Source organism: Reyranella sp. (genome assembly GCF_036558665.1).
Classification (GTDB): Bacteria; Pseudomonadota; Alphaproteobacteria; order Reyranellales; family Reyranellaceae; genus Reyranella.
This window is the reverse complement of the sequence record NZ_DATBFE010000110.1, coordinates 25327-51500: the sequence shown is the minus strand read 5'-3', so window position 1 is coordinate 51500 and position 26174 is coordinate 25327. Positions and strand designations below refer to the sequence as shown.

The following is a 26174-nucleotide window of genomic DNA, read 5'->3' as shown; positions in this document are numbered from 1 at the left end:
GGCGGCTGCCATGTCGAGCCCCCGGGCCACAAGGGTCGCCTGACGCTTGACGGTGTCGAATTCGATCTTCACGATTTTAATGTTACTACAATAAAGGCGCGCCGTTCAATATTTGTTGTAGCTACAAAATGTGCCCCGCCGTCGCCGTCGCGGGACGACATTGCGACAGCACGAAGTCGGGGCTTCGGGCACGATCCGCGCCGCCGAGCGGTAAACGTGAAAGGTCCCTCGGCATTGTCCCGCGAAAACAATTCTGGTTTGGCGCAAGGCATGCGCCAAATGTCCGCCGGCAACCTTCGCCAAAAAGAGAAACGACGCATCTTGCGACGCGTCGTTTCTGGATCGCCCGATTGGTCGGAGTGAGAGGATTCGAACCTCCGGCCCCTAGCTCCCGAAGCTAGTGCTCTACCAGGCTGAGCTACACTCCGTCAGCGCGCGCGCAGTCCTTCCCGCTCGGGAGGCGGGTTATAGCCGCGCCCTCCCGGGGTCGCAAGGCCCGCACCCCGCCGCTATAGTCGCGCGGTGACGCGCGCGGGGGAGGCGATGGCCGGAAGCAAGAGCAGGAACAAGAAGAAGCGACTGCGGATCGCGCTGATCGGCCATGGCGCGATCGGCCAGATGCTGTTCGACGTGTTCGCCGAGAAGAAGCCCGCGATCGACATCGTCGGCGTGCTGGTGCGGCCGGGCCGCGCAAAGGCGACGCAGAAGAAGGTCGGGCGCAAGGTCGCGGTCGTCGAGACGCTGCCGGCGCTGCTCAAGCTCAAGCCCGACGTCGTGGTCGAGGCGGCGAGCCAGCAGGCGGTGCGCGACTGGGGCGAGGCGATCCTCGCCAAGGGCATCGACCTCATGGTGATCGCGACCGGCGCCTACGGTGATCCGAAGCTCTGGAAGAGGCACGTCGCGGCGGCCGCCAGGAGCGGCGCGCGTCTGCGGCTGCCGGCAGGCGCGATCGCCGGGCTCGACGGGCTGCTGGCGATGCGGCTCGGCAAGCTCGAGCGCGTGAAATACACCTCGATCAAGCCGCCGCACGCCTGGAGCGGCACGCCGGCCGAGACCGATTTCGACCTGCCCGCGATCAGCGAGCCGACGGTGATCTTCCGCGGCACGCCGGCCGACGCGGGACGGCTCTATCCCAAGAACGCCAATCTCGCGGTGACGGTGGCGCTCTGCGGCGCGGGGCTCGACCGCACCGACATCGAGCTGGTCGCCGATCCGACCCTGCCGCCCGGCACCAATGCGAGCCGGCTCGAAGTGGTGAGCGATTCGGGCGAGCTGCGGCTCGAGCGGCTCGGCCGCTCGATGCCCGACAATCCCAAGACCGGCGTGCTCACCGCGCTCACCATGGCCGACGAGCTGATGAAGATGGTCCGCGCCAGCGACTGGTGACGCAGCCCCCTCTCCCATCCTCTCCCCCCAAGGGGGCGAGGAGAAAGAATCGGAGAGCAGTATTTCTTTTTCATGTTCCTCTCCCCCGGAGGGGGAGAGGTGAGGAGAGGGGGAGGCCCGCCTCAGTTCTTCCGGACCGCGCGCATCCTGCGCGCTCATGATCTCATGAGCGAGCTGGAAGCTCGCGGTCCAAAAGATCACCCGTGGCGGTGGCGCATGCGTCCGTGACGTTCCATCGTCGGCCGGTCGAGGATCTCCTTCTGCTCGGGCGTCAGCGCCGCATAGAGCGCGAGCAGCGACGGCTTCACCGCCTCGAGCGTGTCGGCCCGCATCTTGATCCGGCTCTCGTGCAGGGTGAACCGTTCGGCGAAGTTCTGCGGCGTCTTGATCTCGGCCGGCAGGCCCGCGCAGAACGTCTTCTCCTTCGCGCTCGCCTCGTCGGCCGCCTTCTCGAAGGCGTTCCAGGCGCTCATCTGCTCGGGCTTGAGGTCGAGCCGCGCCTTCAGGTAGGCGCGATTGCCGATGCGGCGCGCGAGGTGCTCCACGCACGCCTTCTGCGGCGAGCGCTGATGATGCCTCGCTTGCTCCGGGCCGCCGGCCGCCGGCGGTTGAGCCGGAGCGGCCGGCGGACCTGCCTGGGCGACCTGCGGCGCGCCCGCGAACCCACCGTCGAAGGCGGAGGCCGAGGTCAGCCAGGCAAAACCGGCCGCCGCCACGAGGGCGGTCGGCACGGCCAGAAAGAGGGGACGGACGGTCATCGAAAGCTCCAAAGGGTGCAGGACTCTCCCACACCCCCTGTACGGCCCGATCCCGCCAAACGTTCCCGTGCATTCTTTTGGACCGCGAGCGTCTCGCTCGCTCATATGCGCCTTGAGCGAGCCGGAGGCTCGCGGTCCCGAAGAGGATGATCCTCAAGCGTTCGGTCGCAGCCCGCACATCCACTGCGCGAAGGCGGCACGCTGTTCGGCGGTCATGCCGAGGCCCTCCTTGGTGCGCCGCCACAGGACATCGTCGGGTTCGACCGCCCATTCGTCGCGCATCAGGTAGCGGACCTCGGCCTCGTAGAGATGGCCGCCGAAGAAGCGGCCGAGATCTTCTGTCGTCTTCACGTTTTCGAGAAGGTCGTCGAGGCCGGTGCCGTGGCGCCGTGCCAGCACGCGCACCAGCTCCTTCGGCAGGCCGGGCTTGGCAGCGGCGGCGCCCGCGGCGAAACGGTCGAACGCCTCGTCGAAGGAAGGCGCGTCGGCAAGCTCGCCGTCGGCCAACGGCTTGTGCGCGGTCCACGCCGCGCCCATCGCCGGATAGAACTTGCGCAGGTCCTCCAGCGCGTGCTCGGCGAGGCGGCGGTAGGTCGTGATCTTGCCGCCGAACACCGACAGGATCGGCGCGCCTCCCTCCGGCGCATCGACCTCGAGATGGTAGTCGCGGGTGACGGCCGAGGGATCGTCGTCGCCGTCGTCGAACAGCGGGCGCACGCCCGAGTAGGTCCAGACGACGTCGGCCGGCACGACCGGCTTCTTCATGTAGTGGCCGGCGATGTCGCAGAGATAGGCGATCTCGTCGGCTGAGCAGACCGGCTTCTCGCTCGCCTCGACCGCGATGTCCGTGGTGCCGATCAGCGAGTAGTTCCGCTCGTAGGGGATCACGAACACGATGCGGTTGTCGCTGTTCTGCAGGATGAAGGCGTGTTCGCCCTCGTGCAGGCGTGGCACGACGATGTGGCTGCCCTTGATCAGCCGCACGCGCTTGGGCGTGCGCACGTGCGCCTGCTCGTCGAGGAAATGCTTCACCCACGGGCCGGCCGCGTTCACCAATCCGCGCGCCTGCAGCTTCACCGCCTGTCCGCCGGGCGCCAACAGCTCGATTTCCCACAATTTGCCGTCGCTCGTGCGGCGCGCTGCCACGCAGCGATGGCGGGCGAGGATGTGCGCCCCCATGTTGCGCGCCGACTTCAGGTTGGCGATGACCAGCCGCGCGTCGTCGACCCAGGCGTCGGAATAGACGAAGCCGTTCCGGAAGCTGCCGTTCAGCCCGACGCCGTACTTCGAGTGCAGCAGATCGACCGCCTGCGACTTGGGCAGCGTCATGTGCCAGTCGAGATGGTCGTAGAGGAAGAGGCCGATCCTGAGCATCCAGCGCGGCCTGAGATGCGGCTCGTGCGGCAGCACGAAGCGCATCGGCCGGGAGAGATGCGGCGCCTTGGCCAGCAGCACTTCGCGCTCCGTCAAGGCCTCGCGCACCAGCCGGAACTCGTAGTGCTCCAGGTAGCGCAAGCCGCCGTGGATCAGTTTGGTCGAGGCCGAGGAGGTGGCGCTCGCGAAGTCGTTCATCTCGCAGAGGCCGACCGTGAGGGCCCGGCCCGCCGCGTCGCAGGCGATGCCTGCGCCATTGATGCCGCCGCCCACGACGAACAGATCGAGCGGCCGGCCTTCCATTCCATTCATGGGACGGACATATAGCGCGCTTGACCGGATTGTGCGCGGCCCGCAAAGAGGCGCCATGGGATTGCTGCTGAAAGTCGCGGTATTCGCAATCGCGGCTTACATGGTCTGGGGCATGGTGCGCCGCTGGTTCGGCGTGCTGCGCGGGAGCAACGGCGCGCCGCCACCCGCGACCAGCCGTCGCGCACCGGCTTCGCCAACTCCGCCCTCGGCCGGCTCGACATCGGGTGGCCCGCCGGTCGAGGAGACACGCCAGTGCCGCGTCTGCGGCGCCTACGTCTCGCTCTCCGCCGGCAAGTGCGGCCGCCCCGACTGCCCGTGACCGGTCTCATCGAGCGCGCCAAGACCATGATCTCGTTCGTGCCCAAGCCTCTGCGGACGTGACCGCGTAGCCGGCAAAGCGGCTCGGTCGCGCCGACCTTCCGACCTTGACCAGCATAATTCGGCCGTCCGGCGCACGCTCGAAATCAATCATGCGAAAGCCGGAGGTATGTCAAAGGATGGATGCTTGACCCGATTGGGGGTGGCACCTATTTTGCCGCACCGCAAAAACGGCCTAAGTCGCGGAAAGACAAGGCCTTCTTTCGTCCGAGGATGTCCGTGTCCAAGCCCCCGGCGGTCCGCGCCCGGCCGCAATGCTTTCAGGAGCTGATCCTCACCCTGCAGGATTACTGGGCGCGCCAGGGTTGCGTGATCCTGCAGCCCTACGACATGGAAATGGGCGCGGGCACCTTCCACACGGCGACCACGTTGCGGGCGCTGGGGCCAAAGCCCTGGTACGCGGCCTATGTGCAGCCCTCGCGCCGCCCAAAGGACGGGCGATACGGCGACAATCCCATGCGCCTGCAGCACTACTACCAGTTCCAGGCGATCCTGAAGCCCTCGCCAGCCGACATTCTCGAACGCTACCTGGGCTCGATCGAGGCGATCGGCATCGACACCGGCCTGCACGACATCCGCTTCGTCGAGGACGACTGGGAAAGCCCGACGCTCGGCGCCTGGGGGCTCGGCTGGGAAGTGTGGTGCGACGGTTCGGAGATCAGCCAGTTCACCTATTTCCAGCAGGTGGGCGGCATCGAGGTCGACCTTGTCGCGGGCGAGATCACCTACGGGCTCGAACGGCTCGCGATGTATCTCTTCGACAAGAAGTCGATCTACGAGCTGCCCTTCAACTCGCCCGACTCGGACGTGCCGCTCAGCTACGGCGACGTGTTCCTGCAGAACGAGCAGGAGCAGTCGGCCTACAATTTCGAGCACGCCGACACCGAGATGCTGTTCCGGCATTTCGCCGACGCCGAGAGGGAATGCGGGCGGATGATCGGCAAGCAACTGCCGCTGCCGGCCTACGAGCAGTGCATCAAGGCCTCGCACTGCTTCAACCTCCTCGATGCGCGCGGTGTCATCAGCGTGACCGAGCGGCAGAGCTACATCCTGCGCGTGCGCACGCTCGCCAAGGCCTGTTGCGAGGCCTGGCTCGCGACGCAGGTCGAGAAGGTGGCGGCGTAGAATGAGTGCGCTGGCGTTTTCATCACCCTCCCCATTCATATGGGGAGGTGGCCGGAAGGGCCGGAGGGGTCATGAAATCCCCTTCGATGCCCGTGACCCCACGGCCCGCTGCGCGGGCACCTCCCCGTGTGAATGGGGAGGGAGTGATTGGCATGGCTGAGCTGCTTCTCGAGCTCCTGAGCGAGGAGATCCCGGCGCGCATGCAGGCGCGCGCGGCGGAGGATCTGAAGCGCCTGGTGGGCGACGGGCTGAAGGCGGTGGGCCTCGAGTTCGGCGAGGCGCGCGCCTTCGCGACGCCGCGGCGGCTCGCGCTCGTGGTCGAGGGGCTGCCGGTGGCGCGCGCCGATGTCAGCGAGGAAAAGCGCGGACCGCGCGTCGGTGCGCCGGACGCCGCGATCCAGGGGTTCCTGAAGAGCGCGGGCCTCGCCTCGCTCGACCAGGCCGAGAAGCGCGAGTCGGGCAAAGGTGAATTCTGGTTCGCCGTCATCCGCAAGAAGGGCGGACCGACGGCCGAGGCGCTGCCGGCCGTCATCGACGCAGCGATCAAGACGCTGCCCTGGCCGAAATCGATGAAGTGGGGCAGCGGCACGATGCAATGGGTGCGCCCGCTGCAGTCGGTGATCGCCTTGTTCGACGGCAAGGTCTTGGCGGGCGAGGTCGCGCCGGGCGGCCAGATGGCGCCGATCAGGTTCGGCGACACCACGCGCGGTCATCGTTTCCTGGGCCACGGCGAGATCAAGGTGGCCAGCTTCGCCGACTACACCGCCAAGCTCCGCGACGCGCATGTGGTGCTCGATCCGGCCGAGCGCAGGAAGATCATCCTCGACGGCGCGCGCCGGCTTTGCCGCGAGGCGCAGGTGGCGCTGAAGGAGGACGAGGCGCTGCTCGACGAGGTCGCGGGGCTGGTCGAATGGCCGGTGCCGCTCCTGGGCACGATCGACGCCCAATTCATGGATGTGCCACCGGAAGTGCTGATCGTTTCCATGAAGACGCATCAGCGCTATTTCGCCACGACAAAGAGCGACGGCGCCCTTGCCGACCGCTTCGTCGTGGTTGCCAACAACGTGGCGCGAGATGGCGGAAAGACCATCGTCGATGGCAACGAGCGCGTGTTGCGCGCCCGTCTTTCCGACGCCAAGTTCTTCTGGGACCAGGATCGCAAGGTGCGGCTGGAGGAACGGCTGCCGGCACTGCGGGACATCGTCTTCCATGCGAAGCTCGGCACGCAGGCCGACCGCGTACAGCGCGTCGCCGCGCTCGCCACGGCGCTCGCCGACTACGTGCCCGGCAGCGACAAGGTGCCGATCATGATGGCGGCGGAACTCTGCAAGGCCGACCTCGTGACCGGCATGGTGGGCGAGTTCCCCGAGCTGCAGGGCGTCATGGGCCGCTACTATGCGCTGGCCGAGAAGCTGCCGCCGGCCGTCGCCGAGGCGATCGGCGACCATTATGCGCCGGCCGGGCCGGGCGACCGCTGTCCCTCCGCGCCGGTGTCGATCGCGGTGGCGCTGGCCGACAAGCTCGATGCGCTCGTCTCCTTCTGGTCGATCGGCGAGAAGCCGACCGGTTCGCGCGATCCCTATGCCCTGCGACGTGCGGCACTCGGCGTGATCCGCATCATCGTCGAGAACAAGTTGCGGCTGCCGCTCGGGAAGTTCGTGAAAGAAGACGACTTGCTCGCTTTCTTTGCCGACCGGCTGAAGGTGCAGATGCGCGAGCAGGGTGTGCGGCACGACGTCGTCGATGCGGTGTTCGCGGTCGGCCACGAGGACGACCTCGTGCGCCTGCTGGCGCGCGTCGAGGCTCTGCAGTCGTTCCTCGGCACGGACGCGGGCAGGAATCTGCTCGTCGCCCATGGCCGCGCTGCAAACATCGTGCGCGCCGAGGAGAAGAAGGAAAAGGGTCTCGGCGCGAAACTTGCCGGCACGCCCGATCCCGCGCTGCTGGAACAAGCGGAGGAAAAAAGCGTTGCCACGGCGCTGGCGGCCGTCGAGCAGGCGGTGAAGCCTGCCCTGGAACGCGAGGATTTCTCCGGCGCGATGCAGGCTTTCGCCGGCTTGCGTGCGCCGATCGACGCGTTTTTCGACAAGGTCACAGTGAACGTGCTGGACAAGCCGGAGCTGCGACTGAACAGGTTGAAGTTGCTCAACCAGATTCGGGCCACCATGGACGCGGTGGCGGATTTTTCGAGGATCGAGGGCTGAAGAGATGGCAGAGAACACCGCCCGCAAGACGGATCAGAATGCAGGCAAGTGGGTCTACAGCTTCGGAAACGGTGCAGCCGAGGGCCGCGCCGACATGCGCAATCTGCTGGGCGGCAAGGGCGCCAATCTTGCGGAGATGTCGAGCCTCGGCCTGCCGGTGCCGCCGGGCTTCACGGTGACAACCGAAGTCTGCACCTACTATTACGCCAATCGGGAAAGCTATCCGTCCGAGCTTCGCGACGAGGTCGAGAAGGCGTTGGGCACCGTCGAGAAGATCGTGGGGGCGAAGTTCGGCGACCCCGACAATCCGCTGCTGGTCTCGGTGCGCTCGGGCGCACGCGCCTCGATGCCCGGCATGATGGACACCGTCCTGAACCTCGGGCTGAACGACAGGACTGTCCTGGGGCTTGCCAAGTCGTCGGGCGACGACCGCTTTGCCTGGGACAGCTACCGCCGCTTCATCCAGATGTATTCCAACGTCGTGCTCGATGTCGCCCATCACTATTTCGAGGAGGCGCTCGAGCTCAGGAAGGAGGATCTCGGCATCCACATGGATACCGACCTCAAGGCCGATGACTGGCGTTCGGTGGTCGGCGAGTACAAGAAGATCGTCGAGAAGCGCACCGGCAAGCCCTTCCCGCAGGAGCCCCGCGAGCAGCTCTGGGGCGCGATCGGCGCCGTGTTCGGCTCGTGGATGAACCAGCGCGCCATCACTTACCGCCGCCTGCACTCGATCCCCGAGAGCTGGGGCACGGCGGTGAACGTGCAGGCCATGGTGTTCGGCAACATGGGCGACGATTGCGCGACCGGCGTCGCCTTCACGCGCGATCCCTCCACCGGCACCAACCTCTTCTACGGCGAGTATCTCGTGAACGCACAGGGCGAGGACGTCGTGGCCGGCATCCGCACGCCGCAGCATCTCACGGTCGAGGGCAAGAAGGCGCAGAAGTCGGACGCGCCGGCGATGGAAGAGGTGATGCCCGAGGTCTTCGGCCAGCTCGCAAGCGTGCGCCAGACGCTGGAGAAGCACTATCACGACATGCAGGATATCGAGTTCACCGTCCAGCGCGGCAAGCTCTACATGCTGCAGACGCGCAACGGCAAGCGCACGGCGAAGGCCGCGCTCAAGATCGCCGTCGACATGGTGCGCGAGGGGCTGATCGACAAGAAGCAGGCCGTCGCGCGCATCGTGCCGGCGTCGCTCGACCAGCTCCTCCATCCGACGCTCGATCCGAAGGCGCAACGCAAGGTGATCGCCAAGGGCCTGCCCGCCTCGCCGGGCGCCGCCTCGGGCAAGGTCGTGTTCTCGGCCGACGAGGCGGAGAAGCAGGCGCGCGCCGGCGAGAAGGTGATCCTGGTGCGCCGCGAGACCTCGCCCGAGGACATCCACGGCATGCATGCCGCCGAGGGCATCCTGACCTCGACCGGCGGCATGACCAGCCATGCCGCCGTCGTCGCGCGCGGCATGGGCAAGCCCTGCGTCGCCGGCGCCGGCGACGTGCGCATCGACGGCAAGGCCGGAACGCTCTCGGTGCGCGGCACGACCGTGAAGGCGGGCGAGCAGATCACGCTCGACGGCGGCACCGGCGAGATCATGCTGGGCGTAGTGCCGACCGTGCAGCCCGAGCTGTCGGGCGACTTCGCCGAGTTGATGGAGTGGGCCGACGAGATGCGGCGGCTCGGCATCCGGGCCAACGCCGAGACGCCGGCCGATGCGGCGCAGGCCCGCAAGTTCGGCGCCGAGGGCATCGGCCTCTGCCGCACCGAGCACATGTTCTTCGAGGGGGACCGCATCGTCGCGGTGCGCCAGATGATCCTGGCCGACGACGAGAAGAGCCGGCGCACCGCGCTCGCCAAGATCCAGCCCATGCAGGCCCGCGACTTCGTCGAGCTGTTCGAGATCATGGCCGGCTTGCCGGTGACGATCCGCCTGCTCGACCCGCCATTGCACGAATTCCTGCCCAAGACCGATGGCGACATGGAGCAGGTCGCCAGGGATCTCGGCGTCGACGTGAAGGAGATCGAGGCGCGCGCCCACAAGCTGCACGAGTTCAATCCCATGCTCGGCCATCGCGGCGTGCGGCTCGGCATCTCCTATCCCGAGATCTACGAGATGCAGGCGCGCGCCATCTTCGAAGCCGTGGCCGAGGTGCAGAAGAAGCACGGCAAGACCGTGATACCCGAAATCATGATCCCGCTGGTGGCGACCAAGAAGGAACTCGACCTGATGAAGACGGTGGTCGACCAGGTCGCGTCGGAGGTGAGCCAGATGTCGGGCGAGAAGCTCGAATACATGGTCGGGACCATGATCGAGCTGCCGCGCGCGGCGCTGCGCGCCGCCGAGATCGCCGAGACCGCCGAGTTCTTCTCCTTCGGCACCAACGATCTCACGCAGACGACGTTCGGACTGAGCCGCGACGACTCGGCCTCGTTCCTGGAGAAGTACCGGCAGAAGGGCATTCTCGAGCACGATCCCTTCGCCTCGCTCGACACCGAGGGCGTGGGCGAACTGATCGAGATCGCGCGCGAGCGTGGCCGGCGCACGCGCAACAGCCTCAAGCTCGGCATCTGCGGCGAGCATGGCGGCGATCCGGCTTCGGTGTTCTTCTGCCACAAGGCCGGCCTCGACTACGTGTCGTGCTCGCCCTTCCGCGTGCCGATCGCGCGGCTCGCGGCGGCGCAGGCGGCGCTGGGCGGCGCGCTCAAGACGGAATGACCCTCGCGGCGCTGCGGCCGGGCGCGCAGGCGAACAGCAAGCGCGCGCTCGCCCGGGTCCTGGCCGGGCTCGAGCGCGATCCGGACGCGGCTTCGACCCAGGCGCTGCTCGACGAGGCGTGGCGCCGTCCGCGCGCGCACGTCGTGGGCATCACGGGTCCGCCGGGCGTCGGCAAGTCGTCGCTGTGCGCGGCGCTGATCGCGGGCTGGCGCAAGGCCGGCCTCACGGTCGGCGTGATTGCGGTCGACCCCTCCTCGAAGGCGAGCGGCGGGGCGCTGCTCGGTGATCGCGTGCGCATCGTCACCGATGCGGCGGACGAAGGCAGCTTCGTGCGATCGATGGCGGCGCGCGATCGCCTGGGCGGACTCGCCGACCAGACGCTCGCCGCCATGGTGGTGATGCGCGCGCTGTTCGACCGCGTGCTGATCGAGACGGTGGGCGTCGGCCAGTCCGAGACCGACGTCGCCGGCGTCGCCGACACCGTGCTGTTCTGCGTCCAGCCCGGTTCGGGCGATTCGCTGCAATTCATGAAGGCCGGCATCGTCGAGATCCCGCACCTGATCGCGGTCACCAAGGCGGATATCGGAGCGGCGGCGGAAAAGGCGCGGGTCGATGTCGCCGGGGCGCTCTCGCTTGGCGGTGCCGAGCCGCGCGACTGGCCGCTGAGGACGCTTGCCGTCTCCGCCCGAAGCGGCGCCGGCGTCGCGGAGCTGATGGCGGCGCTCGACGCGCATCGCGCGCATCTTTCGCAGGCCGGCCGGCTTGCCGTCGCGCGCCATCGCCAGAGCGAGGGCTGGGTGCGCGAAGCGCTGCGCGAACGCTACGGCACGCGCGGCCTTGCAAGACTGGCCATCCTTGGCTTGGATGCGGCGCTGCCGGCAGGCGGGCAGCCTTTCGAGCGCCTGCGCGAGCTGAGCAACGCCCTGGAGAGACCGCGATGAGCCATCCCACCGACGCCGATTGCGTGTTCTGCAAGATCGTCGCGGGCAAGCTGCCCTGCTTCAAGCTCCTCGAGGACGAGAGCACGCTCGCCTTCATGGACATCAACCCGGTGAATCCCGGCCATGCGCTGGCCGTCGCCAAGGGCCACTGGCCGACGGTCGATGTCATTCCCGCCGACATGCTGGCGGCGGTGGCGCGCACGGCGCAGCAGGTGGCGAAGGCCGCGATGAAGGTGCTGGCGCCGGAGGGCATGAACCTCGTGCAGGCCAACGGCAGCGCCGCCGGCCAGTCCGTGCCGCACCTCCACATCCACGTCATGCCGCGCCGGGTGGGCGACGACGTTTCCCTCAACTGGACGCCGGCGCCCGGCGACATGAAGGCGATCGAGGCCGTCGCCGACAAGCTTAGGGCGGCGCTGTAGCTGTGTTCATCACTCCCCCTCACCCAACCTCTCCCGCCGTTGGGGGGGAGGAGCACGAGAGAGCCTTCGGTTTCTTCCTCCTCTCCCTCCGTTGGGGGAGGAGCATGAAAGAGAGCGTTCGGCTTCTTCCTCCTCTCTCCCGCGCGGGGGAGAGGTTGGGTGAGGGGGCGATCGGCGACGAATGAAGCGTCCCTCCCTCTTCGCCCTCTATGCCTTCCTGATCGCGGGCAATCTCGCGGCCTGGGGGTGGGCGGTAATCGCGTTCCGCGATCACCCGGCCCTGCTCGGTGCGGCACTGCTCGCCTGGGGCTTCGGCCTGCGCCATGCGGTCGATGCCGACCATATCGCGGCAATCGACAACGTGACGCGCAAGCTGGTGCAGGCCGGCCAGCGGCCGTTGCTGGTCGGCTTCCATTTTGCGCTCGGCCATTCGACGGTGGTGGCCTTGGCGTCTGCGGGCGTCGCGGCGGCCGCAACGCTGATTGCGCGGCGCTTCGAGGCGTTCCACGAGATCGGTTCGCTGGTGGGCACCGTTCTCTCGGCGCTGTTCCTGTTCACGATCGCGGCGGTGAACCTCGTGATCCTGCAGGCGGTCTGGCGCACTTTCAGGCACGTGCGGCGCGGCGGCCGCTATCTCGAGGACGACTTCGATCTTCTGTTGATGAACCGCGGCCTGCTCGCTCGCCTGTTCCAGCCGCTGTTCCGCCTGATCACGCGAAGCTGGCACATGTTCCCGCTCGGCTTCCTGTTCGGGCTGGGCTTCGACACGGCGACCGAGGTCTCGCTGCTGGGCATTGCCGCCAGCGAAACGACCAAGGGCCTCTCGCTCTGGTCGATCCTGGTGTTCCCGGCATTGTTCGCCGCCGGCATGTCGCTGGTCGACACGACGGACGGCGTGCTGATGCTGGGCGCCTGCCAATGGGCGTTCGTCAATCCGGTGCGCAAGCTCTACTACAACCTCGTGATCACCTTCCTGTCGGTGGTGGTGGCGGTGTCGATCGGCGGCATCGAGCTCCTCGGCCTGCTGGGCGACCGGCTCGGCCTCGACGGCCGGTTCTGGAGCGCGGCGCACGTGGCGGCCGCACATCTCAACGAGATCGGCCTGGTGGTGATCGTTTTGATGATCGCGACCTGGCTCGGATCGGTCGCGATCTGGCGCTACCGGCGTCTCGGCGCGGCCAGCCTCGACCGCGGCCCCTGAGCTACGCCGCCACCATCGAGCGGTGGATGGGCAGGCTGAACCACTCGCGCTCGTCCTGGCGGAAGCGGTCGCGGATGTAGTCGATCACTGCGCGGATGCGTGCGCCCTTGTTGGTCTCCTCGTGGCTCACCAGCCAGATGTCACGGGTGATGCCGAGGTCGATCGGAACCGGGTTGAGGTTCACGGTCTTGCTGCTGTAGCCGGGGAACACCGAGAGGCCCCAGCCGGCCTTCACCGCCTCGATGGCCGAGTGCGAGGAATTGGTGCGCAGCACCACGTTGTGGCTGCGCTCCACCACCTCGGTCCAGGCCTTCATGGCGGGCAGGCTGTGCAGCGTCGTGTGGTCGACGATGTGATGCTCGCGCAGATCGTCGAGCCGCTGGGGCATGCCGTACTGCTCGACATAGGCGGGAGCGGCGAAGATCGACATGGCGAACTGCCCTACGCGCGCGGCGACGAGCTGGTTCGAGGTCGGGCGAAAGAAACGGATGGCGAGGTCGGCCTGACGGGTCGCGAGATCGAGCACCTGATCGCCGACGATCACCTGCACCAGGATGTCCGAATGCATGCGGCGCAACTCGGTGAGGCGCGGCACCAGCCATTGCGCCGCGAGGCCTTCCGTTGCCGCCACGCGCACCACGCCGGCCATCTCGCGGTCGAGGCCGGCGAGATGGCGCTCGATCGAGGTGGCGTTCGACAGCATCGACTCGGCCTGGACGAGCACGCCGCGCGCCGCCGGCGTCACTTCCATGCCGTGGCGGTGGCGGTCGAAGAGCTTGGCGCCCAGCCGCCGTTCGAGCGCCTGGATCCGACGACCGACGGTTGTCTGCTTGGTGTTGAGCTGCGTCGCAGCGGCGCTGAAGCTGCCGGTCTTGGCGACGGCGAGGAAGAAACGCACGTCGTCCCAGTCGCCGAGAATATTCGGAACCTTGGTCTTGCGCGGAGAACCAATCGTCATAGGAAACAATCGATACAATAGGGCTTGGAGCAGAACATTTACTTTGAGAATGCCATATGCTTTATCCTACACCATTACTTGTGGAATGTCGTTTTCTGTCTCTTTTGTAGGGCACTAGCCGGATTTTTTCAGTCGCCGGTTATCGTCCCGACGGCCTGTATCTAGTCCTCGCATTCGTTAGTCAATCAATCCTTGGTAGTTTTCCCGGTTGACGTTCGAAACGGGGTACTGTGGTGGCCGTGGTCAGCACGGACGGCAAATCGACAGGCTTCTCCGGCCTGGGTGACAAGATCGGCCGCTATTTGCGCAGTCCATCGACGCGCATCGGGGCGTTCGTCGGCCTGCTTTCGTACCTGAGCTATGCGTACGCGCATGGCAGTTGGAACAACCCCGCCCTGATCGGTGTGTCAGTATTCACCGGGGTATTCCTTCCGACCTACAGCAAGCTCAGCAACAAGGCCGAACTTTGGGCCAACAACAAGACCGGCTTTGTCACGGGCGGGCGGCTCGGGCGGTTCATCCCGCAATACATTTTCAACCTTGCGGTGTTCTGGATCATGCTCTCGGGTGGAGCGCTGAACCGGACTGGCATGGCGTCCGTGGGCGGCGTCGCCATGGCGGCGCTCGTGACGTCGCTCGCCTCGCAGGGCGCCCAGTATCTGGCGATGTATCTCTTCCAGCGCGGCATCGGGGATGCCAACCGGAACGTCCTGGTCGGCGTCGCGATCAACCTGGCGCTGGCCGCGTTCGGCACCGCCGGCCTTCCGTTCGCGCGCGAGGCGTTCCTGGTGGTCGGCTTCGTGCTCGGCGCGCTGTTCTTCGGCATTGGTGTTCTGTCGGACCTGCGCTCGCTGCTCGCGCCCCGGGGCGGCATCGGGTTGTTCTTCGGCACCTTCAACCCGTTCCACAACACCCATCTCCTGATCCTGCGCCGGGCGATCGAGGAGCGCAGGCTCGACAAGGTCATCGTCCATCCGACGTTGGTGCCGCGGATCCATGCCGACGCCTTCCGCAAGGGATATCTGCGCGTCGCGCGACTGGAGGACGGCTTCCAGGTCTACGAGAAGACCGAAAAGGCCGATGTGAACGTCGACTATTTTCCGTCCGGCAACAAATTTCTTCCGCCGGAGACGCGCAAGGCGCTGATCGAGCTCGCGGTGGCCGAGGCCGGCATCGGCTCGAAGGTCGAGGTGACCTTCATGCGCGACACATACAACAGCAAGGGCTTCCAGGGTGTGATCGCGGCCGTCAAGAAGGCCAATCCCGGCATGCGCCTGCATGGCCTGCACGGGAGCGACGCCGGCGGCATGACCGTGCGGCAAATCTATGATGAATGTGGATGGATTTATCCGTGGCGCATCCTGCGGCGTGACAGGGTCTCGGCCACGGCCATCCGTAGGGGTGCGAAGGGAATGACTTCGGGTGTGGTGACCGACGTTCTCACACAATTGTCCGTCAACGTTCCGGTAGTAGTGGCTGGGGGGCGCCGCTTCCGGAATGACAACGGAGTACTTACCGAGGGGATATGACATGGCTGAACACAGGTCGGCGGCGATGGCGGGCAAGCCCGTCGTCACGATCAAGCTCGCGTCGACGTCCGACGAGCTCATGCAGTGCTTCGCGCTCAGGGCTGCCGTATTCATGGGCGAGCAGGCGTGCCCGTACTGGGAGGAGTTCGACGGCAACGACTACGCCGCTTCCCACATCATCATGTATGTCGACGGCGAACCCGCCGGCTCCATGCGCCTGCGCTGGTTCCAGTCCTTCTGCAAGTTCGAGCGCTGCGTGGTGCTGAAGCGCTACCGCGGCCTCGGCGTTCATCACGCCATCAATTCGTGGTGCAAGGACTTCGCCCGCCGCAAGGGCTTCACCAAGGTCTATCTGCACCTGCAGAAGCGGCACATGGCGATGATGGAGAAGGAGGGCTTCCGTCGCGTCGACGAGCGCGTTTTCAAGTTCTCCGACCATGAATATTACGCCGTCTATTGCGAGCTGCCGCCGGCCGCGGACGCGGTCTGCCTGTCGACCGAGCCCATGATCATGAACCGGCCCGAGGACGGCCTCGATGTCGAGGGCATCCTGGAGAAGTCGGCGGTGCGCGGCGCCACCAATCCGCATGCTCCGCACGCGGCGCGCGTCACGAATTGAGGGGACCCGACATGAGACCCATCGCCCAATCGATCGGTGGCGAACTCGTCACCACCAAGCTGGCCATGAGGATGGAGGACTCGCTGCAGGCCTTCGCCGTGCGCGCGGCCTGCTTCATCGGCGAGCTCGACGTGCCGTTCTCGGAAGAGTTCGACGGCCACGATTTCGGCGCCACCCACGTCATCGCCTACGTCGGCGACGAACCGGCGGGCGCGGTCCGGCTGCGCTGGTTCCAGTCCTTCGCCATGCCCGAGCGGCTGGCGGTGATCCAGCGCTTCCGCGGCCACAATATCGGCGGCATGCTGCTCGAGCGCTGCCGGGCGCAGGCGCAGGCCCGCGGCTGCAATCTGCTCTATGCCCAGGCGCTGCCGCGCGACGTCGGCTACTGGGAGAAGCAGGGCTGGCGCCGGCTGGTGCCGGAGGAGGCGGGCGCCGAGCCCAAGCGCATCGTCGCCATGGTGAAGGCGGTCGATCCCAGCAAGCCGCTGCCCGAGATCGAGGCGCCCGAAGCGGTGGTCCTGCGCCGCGACGGCCAGCTCGACTCCACCGGTATGCCGCACGGTACCGTGTCGAACTGAAGGCAGACGACGCTCGCCGCGCCCGCTACACTGACCTGCGGGGAGAACAGGGAAGTGCAAGCGGGAGCGTGAATGGGAGTCTTCGATTTCGTCGTCGAGCCGAACGCGCGTCGGCGACGTGGGCGTCAGGCGTTGTCCGAAAAGAAGCGGGCGGCGGCCCTGTTCCGGGTGTGGCACGGCGTGCGCGAGTTGATCGGCGAGGCCGAGCGGCTGGACGACGGCGAACTGGTCCATTTCCTCGCCGTGGCACAGATGCTGGTCGAGGAGAAGGCGACCACGGTCGCCGCCGGCGCGGCCTTCGAGGGCATCGATACCGGTCTGCCGAACTAGATCGATCGGCGCCTTGCTTACTTGTGGCGTGGGTCGAGCGCGTCGCGCAGGCCGTCGCCCAGCAGGTTGAAGGAGAGCACGGCGGCGAAGATCGCGACGCCGGGCCAGATCGCCATCCACGGCGCCTGGCCGATGAAGCGTTGCGCGGTGTTGAGCATGCTGCCCCATGATGGCGACGGCGGCTGCTGGCCGAGGCCGAGGAAGGAGAGCGCCGCCTCGGCGATGATGGCGCCCGCGATCGCGAGCGAGACCTGGATCAGGAGGGGCGGCACGATGTTGGGCAGCACGTGGCGCAGCGCGATGCGCCAGTGCGGGTTGCCGACGGCGCGCGCCGCCTCGACATAGTCCTCGACCTTGGCGGCAAGCGTCTGGCCGCGCGTCAGCCGCACGAACACCGGCGTCGCGGTGATGCCGATCGCGATCATCGCATTGCCGAGGCTGGGCCCCAGGAACGCCGCGAGTGCGATGGCGAGAATCAGGAACGGGATGGCGAGCATGGCGTCGACCAGCCGCGACAGGGCCGCGTCGATCCAGCCGCCGGCATAGCCTGCGAGCAGGCCGAGCGGCACGCCGCAGCCCGCGGCGATGCTGACCGAGACGAGGCCGGCGCCGAGCGAGGCGCGCGCGCCCCAGACGATGCGCGACAGTACGTCGCGGCCGACCTCGTCGGTGCCGAACCAGTGCGTCCACGACGGCGGCTTGCGCACCAGGCTCCAGCTCGTGGCGACCGGGTCGTAGGGCGCGACCCATGGCGCCAGCACGGCGATGGCGATGAACAGCACCACGATGCCGAGCCCGACCAGCGCACCCTTGCGTCGCCGCAGCCGCCGCCATGCCCGTGCCCACGGGTTTTCTTCGCGCGCGGCGATCGCGATGTCGGCGGAAACGACGGTCATGGTCATGTGAACCGCGAGCCTCTGGCTCGGTCATCATCATGAGCGGGCTGGAATCCCGCGCCCCGAAAGGATCGATCTCCGCCCGTCATCCGCGCAACCGCGGGTTCACGAGCATGTAGGCGATGTCGGCGAGCAGGTTGAGCGTGATGTAGATCGTCGAGGTCACGAGCACGACGCCCTGCACCACGGCGTAGTCGCGATTGAACACCGCATCGACGATCAGCTTGCCGAAACCCGGGATCGTGAAGACCTGCTCGGTCAGCACCGCGCCCGAAAGCAGGGTGCCGAACTCGAGCGCGCCCAGCGTGATCACCGGCGTCATGGCGTTGCGCAGCGCGTGCTTCAAGACGACGCGGCTCTCCTGCAGGCCCTTGGCGCGCGCAGTGCGCACGTAGTCCGCCCCCATCGCCTGCAGCATGGCACCGCGCGTGTGCCGCATCAGCACGGCGGCCAGCGCATTGCCCAGCACGAAAGCCGGCATGATGGTGGTGCCGAGGCTCTGCCGCCAGTCCTCCCCCAGCGGCACGTAGCCCGAGGCCGGCAGCCAGTGGAGCGTCACGGAGAACAGGAAGATCAGCAGGATGCCGAGCCAGAAGTTGGGCGTGCTGAGCCCCCATAGCGCGAACACGTTGGCGCCGTAGTCCCACGCCGTCTCTTTCTTGACCGCCGAGACGATGCCGGCAGGAATGCCGATGCCGAGTGCGAACAGGAGCGCCATGGCGCCAAGCTGCAGCGTCACCGGCAGCTTCTCCTCGACGAGGCTCGCAACGGGGCTCTTGAGGCGCATCGATTCGCCGAGATCGCCCGCCAGCACGCCCCTGGCCCAGAAGAGGTAGCGCACCGGCACGGGATCGTTCAGGCGGTACTGCTGGCGGATCTGCGCCAGCACCGCCGGATCGCGCTCCTCGCCGGCCATGATCAGCGCCGGATCGCCCGGCAGGAGCTGCTGCAGCCCGAAGATCAGCATCGAGACCAGCACGATCGTCGGCACGATCTGCAGCAGCCGGCGGGTAAGGAAGGCGAGCATGGGCGTCGCGAAGGCCTTGCGCTATTTCAGCGTCAGCCCGACCACCCGGACCAGCCCGTCCGGCATCTGCACGTAGCCCTCGAGCTTGTCGGTATGCGCGACCAGCACCTGCGGATGATAGAGGTAGATGATCGGGCCGCCGCCGTTCAGCACCTTGGCCGCCACCTTCTCGTAGGCCGCCTTGCGCGTGGCGAGATCGGCGCCGACGCGTGCCTCCTGGTGCGCCGCGTCGACCTCCTTGTCGCAGTACTTGCCGTTGTTCAGCGGCTGGTTGCAGACCTGGAAGGAGTAGGAGTTGCCGTCCGGATCGGTGCGGCCGCTCCAGCCGATCAGGTAGAGCTGGAAGTTGCCTTCCTCGGCCTGCTTCAGAGAGGTCGCGAACTCGGTGAGGCGGATCTTGAGGTCAAAGCCGGCCTCGGCCGCCATCGACTGCACGACTTCCGCCACCTGCCGAAGCTCGACGCCGTTCGGTACCATGAAGTCGATCGAAAGCGGCGTCGTCACGCCCGCGTCCTTCAAGAGCGCCTTGGCCTTGGCGACGTCGCGCTTGGGGATCGGGAACTTCTGCTGATAATACGGGTTCTGCGGGCTGATCCACTGGTTGCCCGGCACGAACTCGCCGTTGAACACGACCTGGTTCAGCGCCTCGCGGTCGATCGAAAGCTCGAGCGCCTGGCGCACGCGGGCATCCTTGGCCAATGGATTGTCGGCCTTTGGACCGTTGGCGATGTTGATGGTGAGGCCGAGATAGCCCAGCGACACCGCCTTGCTGAGCTTGAGCTTCTTGTCCTCGCGCACGGTCTTGATGTCGGTCGCGAGCACGCGCTCGATCAGGTCGAGTCCGCCCGAGCGAAGGTTGGCAAGACGCACGGTCGAATCGACGATCGGCAGATACGTGATCTTGTCGATATGGACCTTGTCCTTGTTCCAGTAGTCGGCGAACTTCTCGACCACGATGCGGTCCTGCTGCACGCGCTCGACGAATTTGTAGGGACCGGCGCAGACCGGATGCAGGCCGAACTTGTCGCCTGCGGCCTCGGCGGCCTTGGGCGCCACCATCATGCCGGAACGGTCGGTGAGCTGGGCGAGCAGCGGGGCGAACGGCTGCTTCAGATGCAACTTGAGAGTGAGCGGATCGACCACCTCGATCGAGTCGATGGCCGCGATCTCGGGCTTGCGGAACGAGCCTTTCATGCCGAGGTGCCGCTCGAGGCCGTACTTGGCGGCGTCGGCATTGAAGTCCTCGCCGTCGTGGAACTTCACGTTGGGCCTGAGCTTGATGACGACGGTCTTGCCGTCCTCCGACGTCTGATGGCTGAGCGCGAGCTGCGGCACGATGTTCATCTTCTCGTCGATGTCGAACAGCTTGTCGCACATCGAGGCGAAGACGATGCGCCCGACATAGGTGCGCGCCAGCGTCGGATCGAGCACGTCGGGATCCTCGGCGAGGCCGATGCGGAGGTTGCTCTGGGCTGCGGCGCTGCCGACGGCGGCCGCCGAGAGCAGCAGCGCCAGCGCCAGCCGGCGAACGATGATGGTCATGATGCCTCCTGTGGAACGAACGCCGCCTGCAGGCGGTCGAGTCTGATGCGGTCTTGGTCTTGGCCGCCGCCCGCTTCGAGCGTCGGCGCCGGGGGGAAGTCGGGCCACCATGGACATGCCGTTGCATGCCCCGTGCCGTCGTCCGCGAGAGCCGGCACATCGCGGCGACAGGACTCGCGCGCGAAAGGGCAGCGCGTGTGGAAGCGACAGCCGGGCGGCGGCGCGATGGCGCTCGGGATGTCGCCTTCCAGCAGCGCGCGCTCGCGCACCAGTGCGGGATCGGGCAGCGGCACGGCCGAAAGCAGGGCACGAGTATAGGGATGGCGCGGGTTGGCGAACAGCTCGTCGCCGGCCGCCGTCTCGACGATCCTGCCGAGATACATCACCGCGATGCGGTCGGCGATGTGCTTCACCACCGCGAGGTCGTGGCTGATGAAGATGTAGGCGAGCCCGAAGCGCTTCTGCAGGCTGCGCATCAGGTTGATCACCTGCGCCTGGATCGAGACGTCGAGCGCCGACACGGGCTCGTCGGCCACGATCAGCCGCGGTTCGACCGCGAGCGCGCGGGCGATCGCGATCCTCTGGCGCTGGCCGCCGGAGAATTCGTGCGGGTAGCGCCGCGCATGCTCGGGCCGCAGTCCCACCAGCTCCAGGAGCTCGGCGACGCGTGCGCGGCGGCCGGCGTCGTCGCCGGCCAGACCATGCAGCATCAGCGGCTCGGCGAGCATGGCGCCCACCGTCATGCGCGGATTGAGGCTCGCGTAGGGGTCCTGGAAAATCACCTGCAGGCGGCGGCGGCGCGCACGCATTGAAGCGGCGTCGAGCGCCAGCAAATCCTCGCCCTCGAAGCGGACCTGGCCGGCGGTGGGCTCGATCAGCCGCAGCACCAGTCGACCCACCGTCGACTTGCCGCAGCCCGATTCGCCCACCAGCGCCAGCGTCCGACCCGCCTCGACCTCGAAATCGAGCCCGTCCACCGCGCGCACGTAGCCCGACGTGCGCCCGAACACGCCGCCCGCGACCGGGAAGTGCTTCACGAGTCCCTGGACCTGGAGGAGCGCGTTCATCGGAGGAGCTCAGCGCGCTCATCTCCCTCACCCCCTGCCCGGGGCGAGGAGCATGCAGAAGCGCGCCGATCTTTGCCGATGCTCCTCGTTGATGGCGCAATCTCCCGGCTCATGACAGCACCTGCGAGAGCGGGGCGCGGCGACAGCGCGCGAGATGGCCGGCGGCGATCTCGGTGAGCGGCGGCACGCGATCGCGGCACGCGGGCTGGACGAAGGGGCAGCGTGCGGCGAAGCGGCAGCCGTCCGGCGGCTGCGTCATGTCGGGCACGCGGCCCTCGATCGAGGGCAAACGCTCGCGCTTGCGGTCGAGCTTGGGGATCGAGCCCAGGAGCCCGACCGTGTAGGGATGCTCGGGGCGTGCGAACAGCGTCGCGACCGGCGCGCGCTCGACGATCTGCCCGGCGTACATGACGGCGACGTCGTCGGCCATCTCCGCCACCACGCCGAGATCGTGCGTGATCAGGATGATGGCGGTGCCGGTGTCGCGCCGCAGCCCGCGCATCAGGTCGAGGATCTGCGCCTGGATGGTGACGTCGAGCGCCGTCGTCGGCTCGTCGGCGATCAGGAGGTCGGGCCCGCAGGCGAGCGCCATGGCGATCATCACACGCTGGCGCTGACCGCCCGAGAGCTTGTGCGGATAGTCGTCGATACGCTTCTCGGGGCTGGGGATGCGCACGCGTCTGAGCATCTCGATCGCCTTGGCGCGCGCCTCGGCCGGCGACGCATCGCTGTGGCGGCGGATCGCCTCGACGATCTGGTCGCCGACCGTGAAGGCCGGGTTGAGGCTCGTCATCGGTTCCTGGAAGATCATGGCGAGGCGTGCGCCGCGCAGGTCGCGCATCTCGCGCCGGTCGACCGCCAGCAGATCACGGCCCTCGAACCGCACTTCGCCAGTCACGCTGGAGTTCTCCGGCGGCAGCAGGCCCATCACCGCGAGCGAGGTGACGCTCTTGCCGCAACCCGATTCGCCCACCAGCCCCAGCGTGCGGCCGCGCTGCAGGGCGAGGTCGATGCCGTCGACGGCGCGCACGGTGCCGTCGTCGGTGGCGAAGCTGACGGCAAGCTGCCTGAGCTCGAGCAACGGTCCGCTCATCGACGCTCCGTCGTCGGGCTCCCTTGATCGGATGCAGCTACGGCTGCCATGATCTTCGCGCGGTCGAAGACGCCGGCCGGACTCTCGCGCGTTGCCAGAAAGGCGCGAAACTTCGTCCAGTGCTCGCGGCTCACGGCTTCGAGCCGCTCCAGCTCCGGCAACGGCTCGACATGATCGTCGACGCGCAGATCGAGCTCGGAATATTCCTCGTTGCCCCAGATCACCAGGGCGGCCGACTGCTTGCCGCGCATGTCGCCGCCGGCGGCCTCGCCTGCCTTCATCGCGGCGATCAGGCGCTGCGGCAGCGGCAGGTCCGCCCGCTCACGCAGCACGCGCACCGTCTCGCCCACCACCCCGGGGCCCGCCAGCATGTTGCCGGCAACGGAGAACTCGTCGCCGATCCAGTGGCCGCACCACGGGATACAGTCGGCGCCGGTGCGCGCGGCAAACCTGCCGTCGGGACCCAGCACGTGCAGTTGCCGATGCTCGCGGCCTTCATCGGGTGCGGTGAGAAGGCGCACGACGTCGGCGGCGCCGACGCCGTCGCGGAGGAGTTGCCGGCCGCGCGGGCCGTAGAGCGGATTGGTGAGCGCCTGGGTGCAGACAGCGCCCTTGCCCGGCTCGACATGCGGCACCCGCGCGCCGACGGCGAAGAACCTGGTCGCGACCGCAATGCCGATGCGGCCGGTCGCCTTGTCATGAATGATGATCGACCAGGTCATGAGCGGGCGGTTCGGACTCTTCTTCCGGACCGCGCGCACCTTGCGCGCTCATCGTCATGAGCGAGCCGGAGACTCGCGGTCCGGAAGAGGTTCATCCTCTAACGCCCCGCCGCGTAGCCTTGCATGCCGCGCGGGTTGGCGGCGGCCTTGCGCCACGGATCCTGGCGGCTGGCGGCGGTGAGGCGGCCTTCCGACCACTGGTCGTTGATCTCGACCTCGTGGCCGCGCTTCTTCAGCTCGTTCACCGTCGCCTGCGGCACGCGGCCCTCGAGCACCAGCACGCCGGGGCGCGCGGTGCGCGGCCAGAACGAGGAGGGGAAGTGCTCGCTGTGCCAGGCGGGCGCGTCGATCGCCTCCTGCAGGTTCATGCCGCAATGGACGTGGCGCAGGAAATGCTGCGTCACCCACTGGTCCTGCTGGTCGCCACCCGGCGAGCCCCACACCATGTAGGGCTCGCCGTCGCGATGGCAGAGCGTCGGCGTCAGCGTGGTGCGCGGCCGCTTGCCCGGCGCCAGCGAGCCCGGCAGGCCCTCCTCGAGCCAGAACATCTGGCCACGCGTGCCGAGCGGGAAGCCGAGCTCGGGGATCACCGGCGAGCCCTGCAGCCAGCCGCCCGAGGGAGTCGACGAGATCATGTTGCCGTCGCGGTCGACGATGTCGAAGTGCACGGTGTCGCCGCTGGTCTGGCCCATGCGGCCGACGGTCGGCTCGCCGGCGCCGCTCGCCGCCACGGCGGTGCGCGCGCCGTCGGCGCGGCGCAGCTTCACCACGCCGCCATAGCCCTCGACCTTGCCCGGCCGCAGCTCGAGACTGGCCGTCGCCCTGTCGACGAGCTTGCGGCGATCGGCGTTGTAGGCGTCGGAGAGCAGCGTCTGCATCGGCACCTCGACGAAGTCGGGATCGCCGTAGAACGCCTCGCGGTCGGCATAGGCGAGCTTGAGGCATTCGACCTGCAGATGGATGAAGTCGGCGCTGGTCGGATCCATGCCGTCGAGATCGAAGCCCTTGAGCAACGCGAGCTGCTGCAGCACCACCGGTCCCTGCGTCCATGGGCCTGCCTTGCAGACGGTGTAGCGGCCGTAGTCATAAGTGAGCGGCGCCTCGACCGTGGCCTGCCACCTGGCGAGATCGTCACCGGTCATCACGCCCTTGTTGCGCTGTCCCGAGACATCCATCACTTCCTGGGTGCGACAGAACTTGTCGATCGCCTGGGCGACGAAGCCCTGGCGCCAGATGTCGCGCGCGCGCTCGATCTGCGCCTCCCGTCCGCCGCCAACCGCCTCGGCCTCCCTCAGGATGCGGGCGTAGGTGTTGCCCGCGGCGACGTTGCGGAACAGCGAGGCCGGCTTCGGCACCTCGTTCTCGGGGAGGAAGACAGCGGCCGAGGTCGGCCAGTGCTCGCGGAAATTGTCGGCGACGGTGGCGATGGTGGCCGAGGCGCGCTCGGCCAGCGGATGGCCGTCGCGGAAATAGCCGATGGCGGGCGAGAGCACGTCGGCCAGCTGCATCGTGCCGTAGTCGCGCAGCAGCAGCATGTAGGCGTCGAAAGTGCCGGGCACGCAGGCGGCCAGCAGGCCGGTGCCGGGAATGAGGTCGAGGCCGAGGCTCCTGTAGTGCGCGATGCTGGCGCCGGCCGGCATGGTGCCCTGGCCGCAGACCACCTCGGTCTTGCCGCGCTTCACGCTGTTCAGGATCAGCGGCACATCGCCGCCCGGCCCGCAGAGATGCGGCTCGACCACCTGCAGCGTGAAGGCGGTGGCGACGGCGGCGTCGAACGCATTGCCGCCCTTCTCGAGGATGCCCATGCCGACCGCGGTCGCGATCCAGTGCGTGGAGGTCACGACGCCGAACGTGCCCACGATCTCGGGCCGCGTGGTGAACGGATTGGGGTTGATCAGCTTCACGGGCGCCGCTCCCTCAGTATGCAAAACCGGGGAGGGACCTTAGTCGCTGGGGGCGCGCCGCTCCAGTGGCGCAATCTTCTGCGCTGCAGCAGTCAGTCCGCGGGTTCCGGCAGGCGCATCCAGGCGGGGATTTCCGGCCAGATGCGCGACGGGCCCGAAGTCAGCTCGCCGGCGGCCCGCACCGCCTCCAGGCGCAGCAGGGCCAGCGCACGATCGCCGGCGCCGGAGCGGATTTCGCCCACCTCCTGGCCGTCGTGCTCGATCGGCGAGCCGGGCGCGGGCAGGGGTCCTTCGACTTTCACGGGCAGCAGTCGCTTCCTCACAAGTCCGCGATATTTGGTGCGGGCCGTCAGCTCCTGGCCCATGTAGCAACCCTTCTGCCAGTCGACGCCGTTCAGCTCGTCGAAGCCGCTTTCCAGCAGCAGCGCCTTCTCGGGCCGCAGATCGCGACTGCCGTCGGGCACGCCGAGCGAGAGGCGCAGCCGCTCGTAGGCCTCGGCCGGCACTCGCTCGGAGCCGCGTGCGGCCAGCAATGCGGCCGCCCGCCCCGCCGGCGCGAGCACGCGCACGCCGAGCTCGCCGAGGCGCGGATCGACGAACGCGGTCGCGCCTCGCAGCGGTGCCAACTCGTCGGCGCCCGGCCCGAAGGCGACCGCGACCTCCATGGCAGTGCCGCGATCTTCGACGGTGACCCTGGAGCGGAGCTTGTAGAGCGCGAGCTTTTTCGCCAGCGCCGTCGCGCGCTCGCGCTCGGTCTCGATCAACAGCGTGCCGTCGCCGCCGTCGGCCACGAACATGTCGTTCAGGAACCGGCCCTGCGGCGTCAGCAGCGCCGCCCAGATCGCGCGGCCCGGTGCGACCTTGGTCGTGTCGTTGGAGATCAGCCCCTGCAGGAACGCGGCGCGATCTTCGCCGCCAACGGCGATGACGGAGCGGTGGGGAAGGAGAGTGAAGACAACCGACATGGTCGCTCAAAGTTGGGCATCGGGGCCGCGCTTGGCAAGCGGGCCCATGTGGACGCTGTTCGTGGACGCTGTTCGTGGACGCTGCCCGCGGACCCTGCTCGGGTGCTGCGACATGGACACGATTGTG

Annotated in this window: 24 protein-coding genes and 1 tRNA gene; 13 read left to right on the top strand and 12 right to left on the bottom strand. The window is 67.7% G+C overall.

The window, feature by feature from the left end:
• The coding region (locus VH499_RS17010) for a hypothetical protein (RefSeq protein ID WP_332053935.1) at positions 1-363 on the top strand (363 nt) is incomplete at its 5' end.
• Here the strand turns inward: VH499_RS17010 and VH499_RS17005 are convergent.
• Positions 352-428, bottom strand: a tRNA-Pro gene (locus VH499_RS17005). The two genes, VH499_RS17010 and VH499_RS17005, sit on opposite strands and share 12 nt — an antisense overlap.
• A 94-nt stretch (positions 429-522) precedes the next feature.
• Here VH499_RS17005 and VH499_RS17000 point away from each other — a divergent pair.
• Entirely contained in the window at positions 523-1386 is an 864-nt protein-coding gene (locus VH499_RS17000) for an aspartate dehydrogenase (RefSeq protein ID WP_332053934.1), read from the top strand.
• A gap of 197 nt (positions 1387-1583) precedes the next feature.
• On the opposite strand, the gene VH499_RS16995 is transcribed toward VH499_RS17000, so the two are convergent.
• Together VH499_RS16995 and glpD are read right to left on the bottom strand one after the other, a co-directional pair.
• Positions 1584-2144 (bottom strand): Spy/CpxP family protein refolding chaperone, encoded by a 561-nt coding sequence (locus tag VH499_RS16995; protein ID WP_332053933.1) that lies wholly within the window; start codon positions 2142-2144, stop codon positions 1584-1586.
• Positions 2145-2297: 153 nt separating this feature from the next.
• Positions 2298-3830, bottom strand: a complete 1533-nt coding sequence (glpD, locus tag VH499_RS16990) for a glycerol-3-phosphate dehydrogenase (protein WP_332053932.1) — start codon at positions 3828-3830, stop codon at positions 2298-2300.
• A 55-nt stretch (positions 3831-3885) separates the two neighbouring features.
• On the opposite strand from glpD, the gene VH499_RS16985 reads away from it, so the two are divergent.
• The 7 genes from VH499_RS16985 to VH499_RS16955 all read left to right on the top strand — a co-directional run bounded on the left by VH499_RS16985 (position 3886) and on the right by VH499_RS16955 (position 12817).
• Entirely contained in the window at positions 3886-4149 is a 264-nt protein-coding gene (locus tag VH499_RS16985) for a hypothetical protein (protein ID WP_332053931.1), read from the top strand.
• A gap of 272 nt (positions 4150-4421) precedes the next feature.
• Positions 4422-5333, top strand: a complete 912-nt coding sequence (locus VH499_RS16980) for a glycine--tRNA ligase subunit alpha (protein ID WP_332053930.1) — start codon at positions 4422-4424, stop codon at positions 5331-5333.
• A 152-nt stretch (positions 5334-5485) separates the two neighbouring features.
• Positions 5486-7537, top strand: a complete 2052-nt coding sequence (gene glyS, locus VH499_RS16975; RefSeq protein WP_332053929.1) for a glycine--tRNA ligase subunit beta — start codon at positions 5486-5488, stop codon at positions 7535-7537.
• Positions 7538-7541: 4 nt separating this feature from the next.
• Entirely contained in the window at positions 7542-10253 is a 2712-nt protein-coding gene (gene ppdK / locus VH499_RS16970; RefSeq protein WP_332053928.1) for a pyruvate, phosphate dikinase, read from the top strand.
• Complete coding sequence (locus VH499_RS16965) at positions 10250-11194, top strand: methylmalonyl Co-A mutase-associated GTPase MeaB (RefSeq protein ID WP_332053927.1); 945 nt, start codon at positions 10250-10252, stop codon at positions 11192-11194. The genes ppdK and VH499_RS16965 overlap by 4 nt, the downstream gene beginning before the upstream one ends.
• Entirely contained in the window at positions 11191-11616 is a 426-nt protein-coding gene (locus tag VH499_RS16960) for an HIT family protein (protein WP_332053926.1), read from the top strand. The genes VH499_RS16965 and VH499_RS16960 overlap by 4 nt, the downstream gene beginning before the upstream one ends.
• A 181-nt stretch (positions 11617-11797) precedes the next feature.
• On the top strand, positions 11798-12817 hold the full coding sequence (locus tag VH499_RS16955) for a HoxN/HupN/NixA family nickel/cobalt transporter (RefSeq protein ID WP_332053925.1): 1020 nt from the start codon (positions 11798-11800) through the stop codon (positions 12815-12817).
• Position 12818: 1 nt separating this feature from the next.
• Here VH499_RS16955 and VH499_RS16950 read toward each other — a convergent pair whose 3' ends face one another.
• Complete coding sequence (locus VH499_RS16950; RefSeq protein ID WP_332053924.1) at positions 12819-13775, bottom strand: LysR family transcriptional regulator; 957 nt, start codon at positions 13773-13775, stop codon at positions 12819-12821.
• A 233-nt stretch (positions 13776-14008) separates the two neighbouring features.
• Between VH499_RS16950 and VH499_RS16945 the strand changes: the two genes are divergently transcribed.
• From VH499_RS16945 to VH499_RS16930, 4 genes are all read left to right on the top strand, one after another.
• Positions 14009-15304: a hypothetical protein gene (locus tag VH499_RS16945; protein ID WP_332053923.1), complete on the top strand. Its 1296-nt coding sequence runs from the start codon at positions 14009-14011 to the stop codon at positions 15302-15304.
• 1 nt (position 15305) lies between these two features.
• A complete protein-coding gene (locus tag VH499_RS16940) occupies positions 15306-15923 on the top strand; it encodes a GNAT family N-acetyltransferase (protein WP_332053922.1) in 618 nt (205 codons plus the stop codon).
• A gap of 11 nt (positions 15924-15934) precedes the next feature.
• Complete coding sequence (locus VH499_RS16935; RefSeq protein ID WP_332053921.1) at positions 15935-16501, top strand: GNAT family N-acetyltransferase; 567 nt, start codon at positions 15935-15937, stop codon at positions 16499-16501.
• A 72-nt stretch (positions 16502-16573) separates the two neighbouring features.
• Positions 16574-16831 carry a hypothetical protein gene (locus VH499_RS16930; RefSeq protein ID WP_332053920.1) on the top strand — a complete coding sequence of 86 codons (258 nt, stop codon included), beginning with the start codon at positions 16574-16576 and terminating at the stop codon, positions 16829-16831.
• A 17-nt stretch (positions 16832-16848) separates the two neighbouring features.
• On the opposite strand, the gene VH499_RS16925 is transcribed toward VH499_RS16930, so the two are convergent.
• The 8 genes from VH499_RS16925 to VH499_RS16890 form a co-directional block, all read right to left on the bottom strand.
• Positions 16849-17727, bottom strand: a complete 879-nt coding sequence (locus VH499_RS16925; RefSeq protein WP_332053919.1) for an ABC transporter permease — start codon at positions 17725-17727, stop codon at positions 16849-16851.
• Positions 17728-17812: 85 nt separating this feature from the next.
• Positions 17813-18754: an ABC transporter permease gene (locus VH499_RS16920; RefSeq protein WP_332053918.1), complete on the bottom strand. Its 942-nt coding sequence runs from the start codon at positions 18752-18754 to the stop codon at positions 17813-17815.
• Positions 18755-18775: 21 nt separating this feature from the next.
• Positions 18776-20296 (bottom strand): ABC transporter substrate-binding protein, encoded by a 1521-nt coding sequence (locus tag VH499_RS16915; protein WP_332053917.1) that lies wholly within the window; start codon positions 20294-20296, stop codon positions 18776-18778.
• Positions 20293-21363, bottom strand: a complete 1071-nt coding sequence (locus VH499_RS16910; protein WP_332053916.1) for a dipeptide ABC transporter ATP-binding protein — start codon at positions 21361-21363, stop codon at positions 20293-20295. The genes VH499_RS16915 and VH499_RS16910 overlap by 4 nt, the downstream gene beginning before the upstream one ends.
• Before the next feature lie 109 nt (positions 21364-21472).
• Positions 21473-22456 carry an ABC transporter ATP-binding protein gene (locus tag VH499_RS16905; RefSeq protein WP_332053915.1) on the bottom strand — a complete coding sequence of 328 codons (984 nt, stop codon included), beginning with the start codon at positions 22454-22456 and terminating at the stop codon, positions 21473-21475.
• Positions 22453-23178: a DUF1028 domain-containing protein gene (locus tag VH499_RS16900; protein WP_332053914.1), complete on the bottom strand. Its 726-nt coding sequence runs from the start codon at positions 23176-23178 to the stop codon at positions 22453-22455. Before VH499_RS16900 ends, VH499_RS16905 begins: the two co-directional genes overlap by 4 nt.
• 98 nt (positions 23179-23276) lie before the next feature.
• Complete coding sequence (locus VH499_RS16895) at positions 23277-25082, bottom strand: gamma-glutamyltransferase family protein (RefSeq protein WP_332053913.1); 1806 nt, start codon at positions 25080-25082, stop codon at positions 23277-23279.
• Between the two features lie 92 nt (positions 25083-25174).
• On the bottom strand, positions 25175-26047 hold the full coding sequence (locus tag VH499_RS16890; protein WP_332053912.1) for a folate-binding protein: 873 nt from the start codon (positions 26045-26047) through the stop codon (positions 25175-25177).
• Between the last annotated feature and the right edge of the window lie 127 nt (positions 26048-26174).

Excerpts from the sequence above, each read along its gene's own strand:
- VH499_RS16965 (WP_332053927.1), top strand. The coding sequence starts at position 10,250 with ATGACCCTCGCGGCGCTGCGGCCGGGCGCGCAGGCGAACAGCAAGCGC.
- VH499_RS16960 (WP_332053926.1), top strand. The coding sequence starts at position 11,191 with ATGAGCCATCCCACCGACGCCGATTGCGTGTTCTGCAAGATCGTCGCG.
- VH499_RS16930 (WP_332053920.1), top strand. The coding sequence starts at position 16,574 with ATGGGAGTCTTCGATTTCGTCGTCGAGCCGAACGCGCGTCGGCGACGT.
- VH499_RS16890 (WP_332053912.1), bottom strand. The coding sequence starts at position 26,047 with ATGTCGGTTGTCTTCACTCTCCTTCCCCACCGCTCCGTCATCGCCGTT.
- VH499_RS16915 (WP_332053917.1), bottom strand. The coding sequence starts at position 20,296 with ATGACCATCATCGTTCGCCGGCTGGCGCTGGCGCTGCTGCTCTCGGCG.
- VH499_RS16955 (WP_332053925.1), top strand. The coding sequence starts at position 11,798 with ATGAAGCGTCCCTCCCTCTTCGCCCTCTATGCCTTCCTGATCGCGGGC.
- VH499_RS16905 (WP_332053915.1), bottom strand. The coding sequence starts at position 22,456 with ATGAGCGGACCGTTGCTCGAGCTCAGGCAGCTTGCCGTCAGCTTCGCC.
- VH499_RS16985 (WP_332053931.1), top strand. The coding sequence starts at position 3,886 with ATGGGATTGCTGCTGAAAGTCGCGGTATTCGCAATCGCGGCTTACATG.
- ppdK (WP_332053928.1), top strand. The coding sequence starts at position 7,542 with ATGGCAGAGAACACCGCCCGCAAGACGGATCAGAATGCAGGCAAGTGG.
- VH499_RS16920 (WP_332053918.1), bottom strand. The coding sequence starts at position 18,754 with ATGCTCGCCTTCCTTACCCGCCGGCTGCTGCAGATCGTGCCGACGATC.
- VH499_RS16995 (WP_332053933.1), bottom strand. The coding sequence starts at position 2,144 with ATGACCGTCCGTCCCCTCTTTCTGGCCGTGCCGACCGCCCTCGTGGCG.
- VH499_RS16935 (WP_332053921.1), top strand. The coding sequence starts at position 15,935 with ATGAGACCCATCGCCCAATCGATCGGTGGCGAACTCGTCACCACCAAG.
- VH499_RS16950 (WP_332053924.1), bottom strand. The coding sequence starts at position 13,775 with ATGACGATTGGTTCTCCGCGCAAGACCAAGGTTCCGAATATTCTCGGC.
- glpD (WP_332053932.1), bottom strand. The coding sequence starts at position 3,830 with ATGAATGGAATGGAAGGCCGGCCGCTCGATCTGTTCGTCGTGGGCGGC.
- VH499_RS16925 (WP_332053919.1), bottom strand. The coding sequence starts at position 17,727 with ATGACCGTCGTTTCCGCCGACATCGCGATCGCCGCGCGCGAAGAAAAC.
- glyS (WP_332053929.1), top strand. The coding sequence starts at position 5,486 with ATGGCTGAGCTGCTTCTCGAGCTCCTGAGCGAGGAGATCCCGGCGCGC.
- VH499_RS16980 (WP_332053930.1), top strand. The coding sequence starts at position 4,422 with ATGTCCGTGTCCAAGCCCCCGGCGGTCCGCGCCCGGCCGCAATGCTTT.
- VH499_RS16900 (WP_332053914.1), bottom strand. The coding sequence starts at position 23,178 with ATGACCTGGTCGATCATCATTCATGACAAGGCGACCGGCCGCATCGGC.
- VH499_RS16940 (WP_332053922.1), top strand. The coding sequence starts at position 15,306 with ATGGCTGAACACAGGTCGGCGGCGATGGCGGGCAAGCCCGTCGTCACG.
- VH499_RS16910 (WP_332053916.1), bottom strand. The coding sequence starts at position 21,363 with ATGAACGCGCTCCTCCAGGTCCAGGGACTCGTGAAGCACTTCCCGGTC.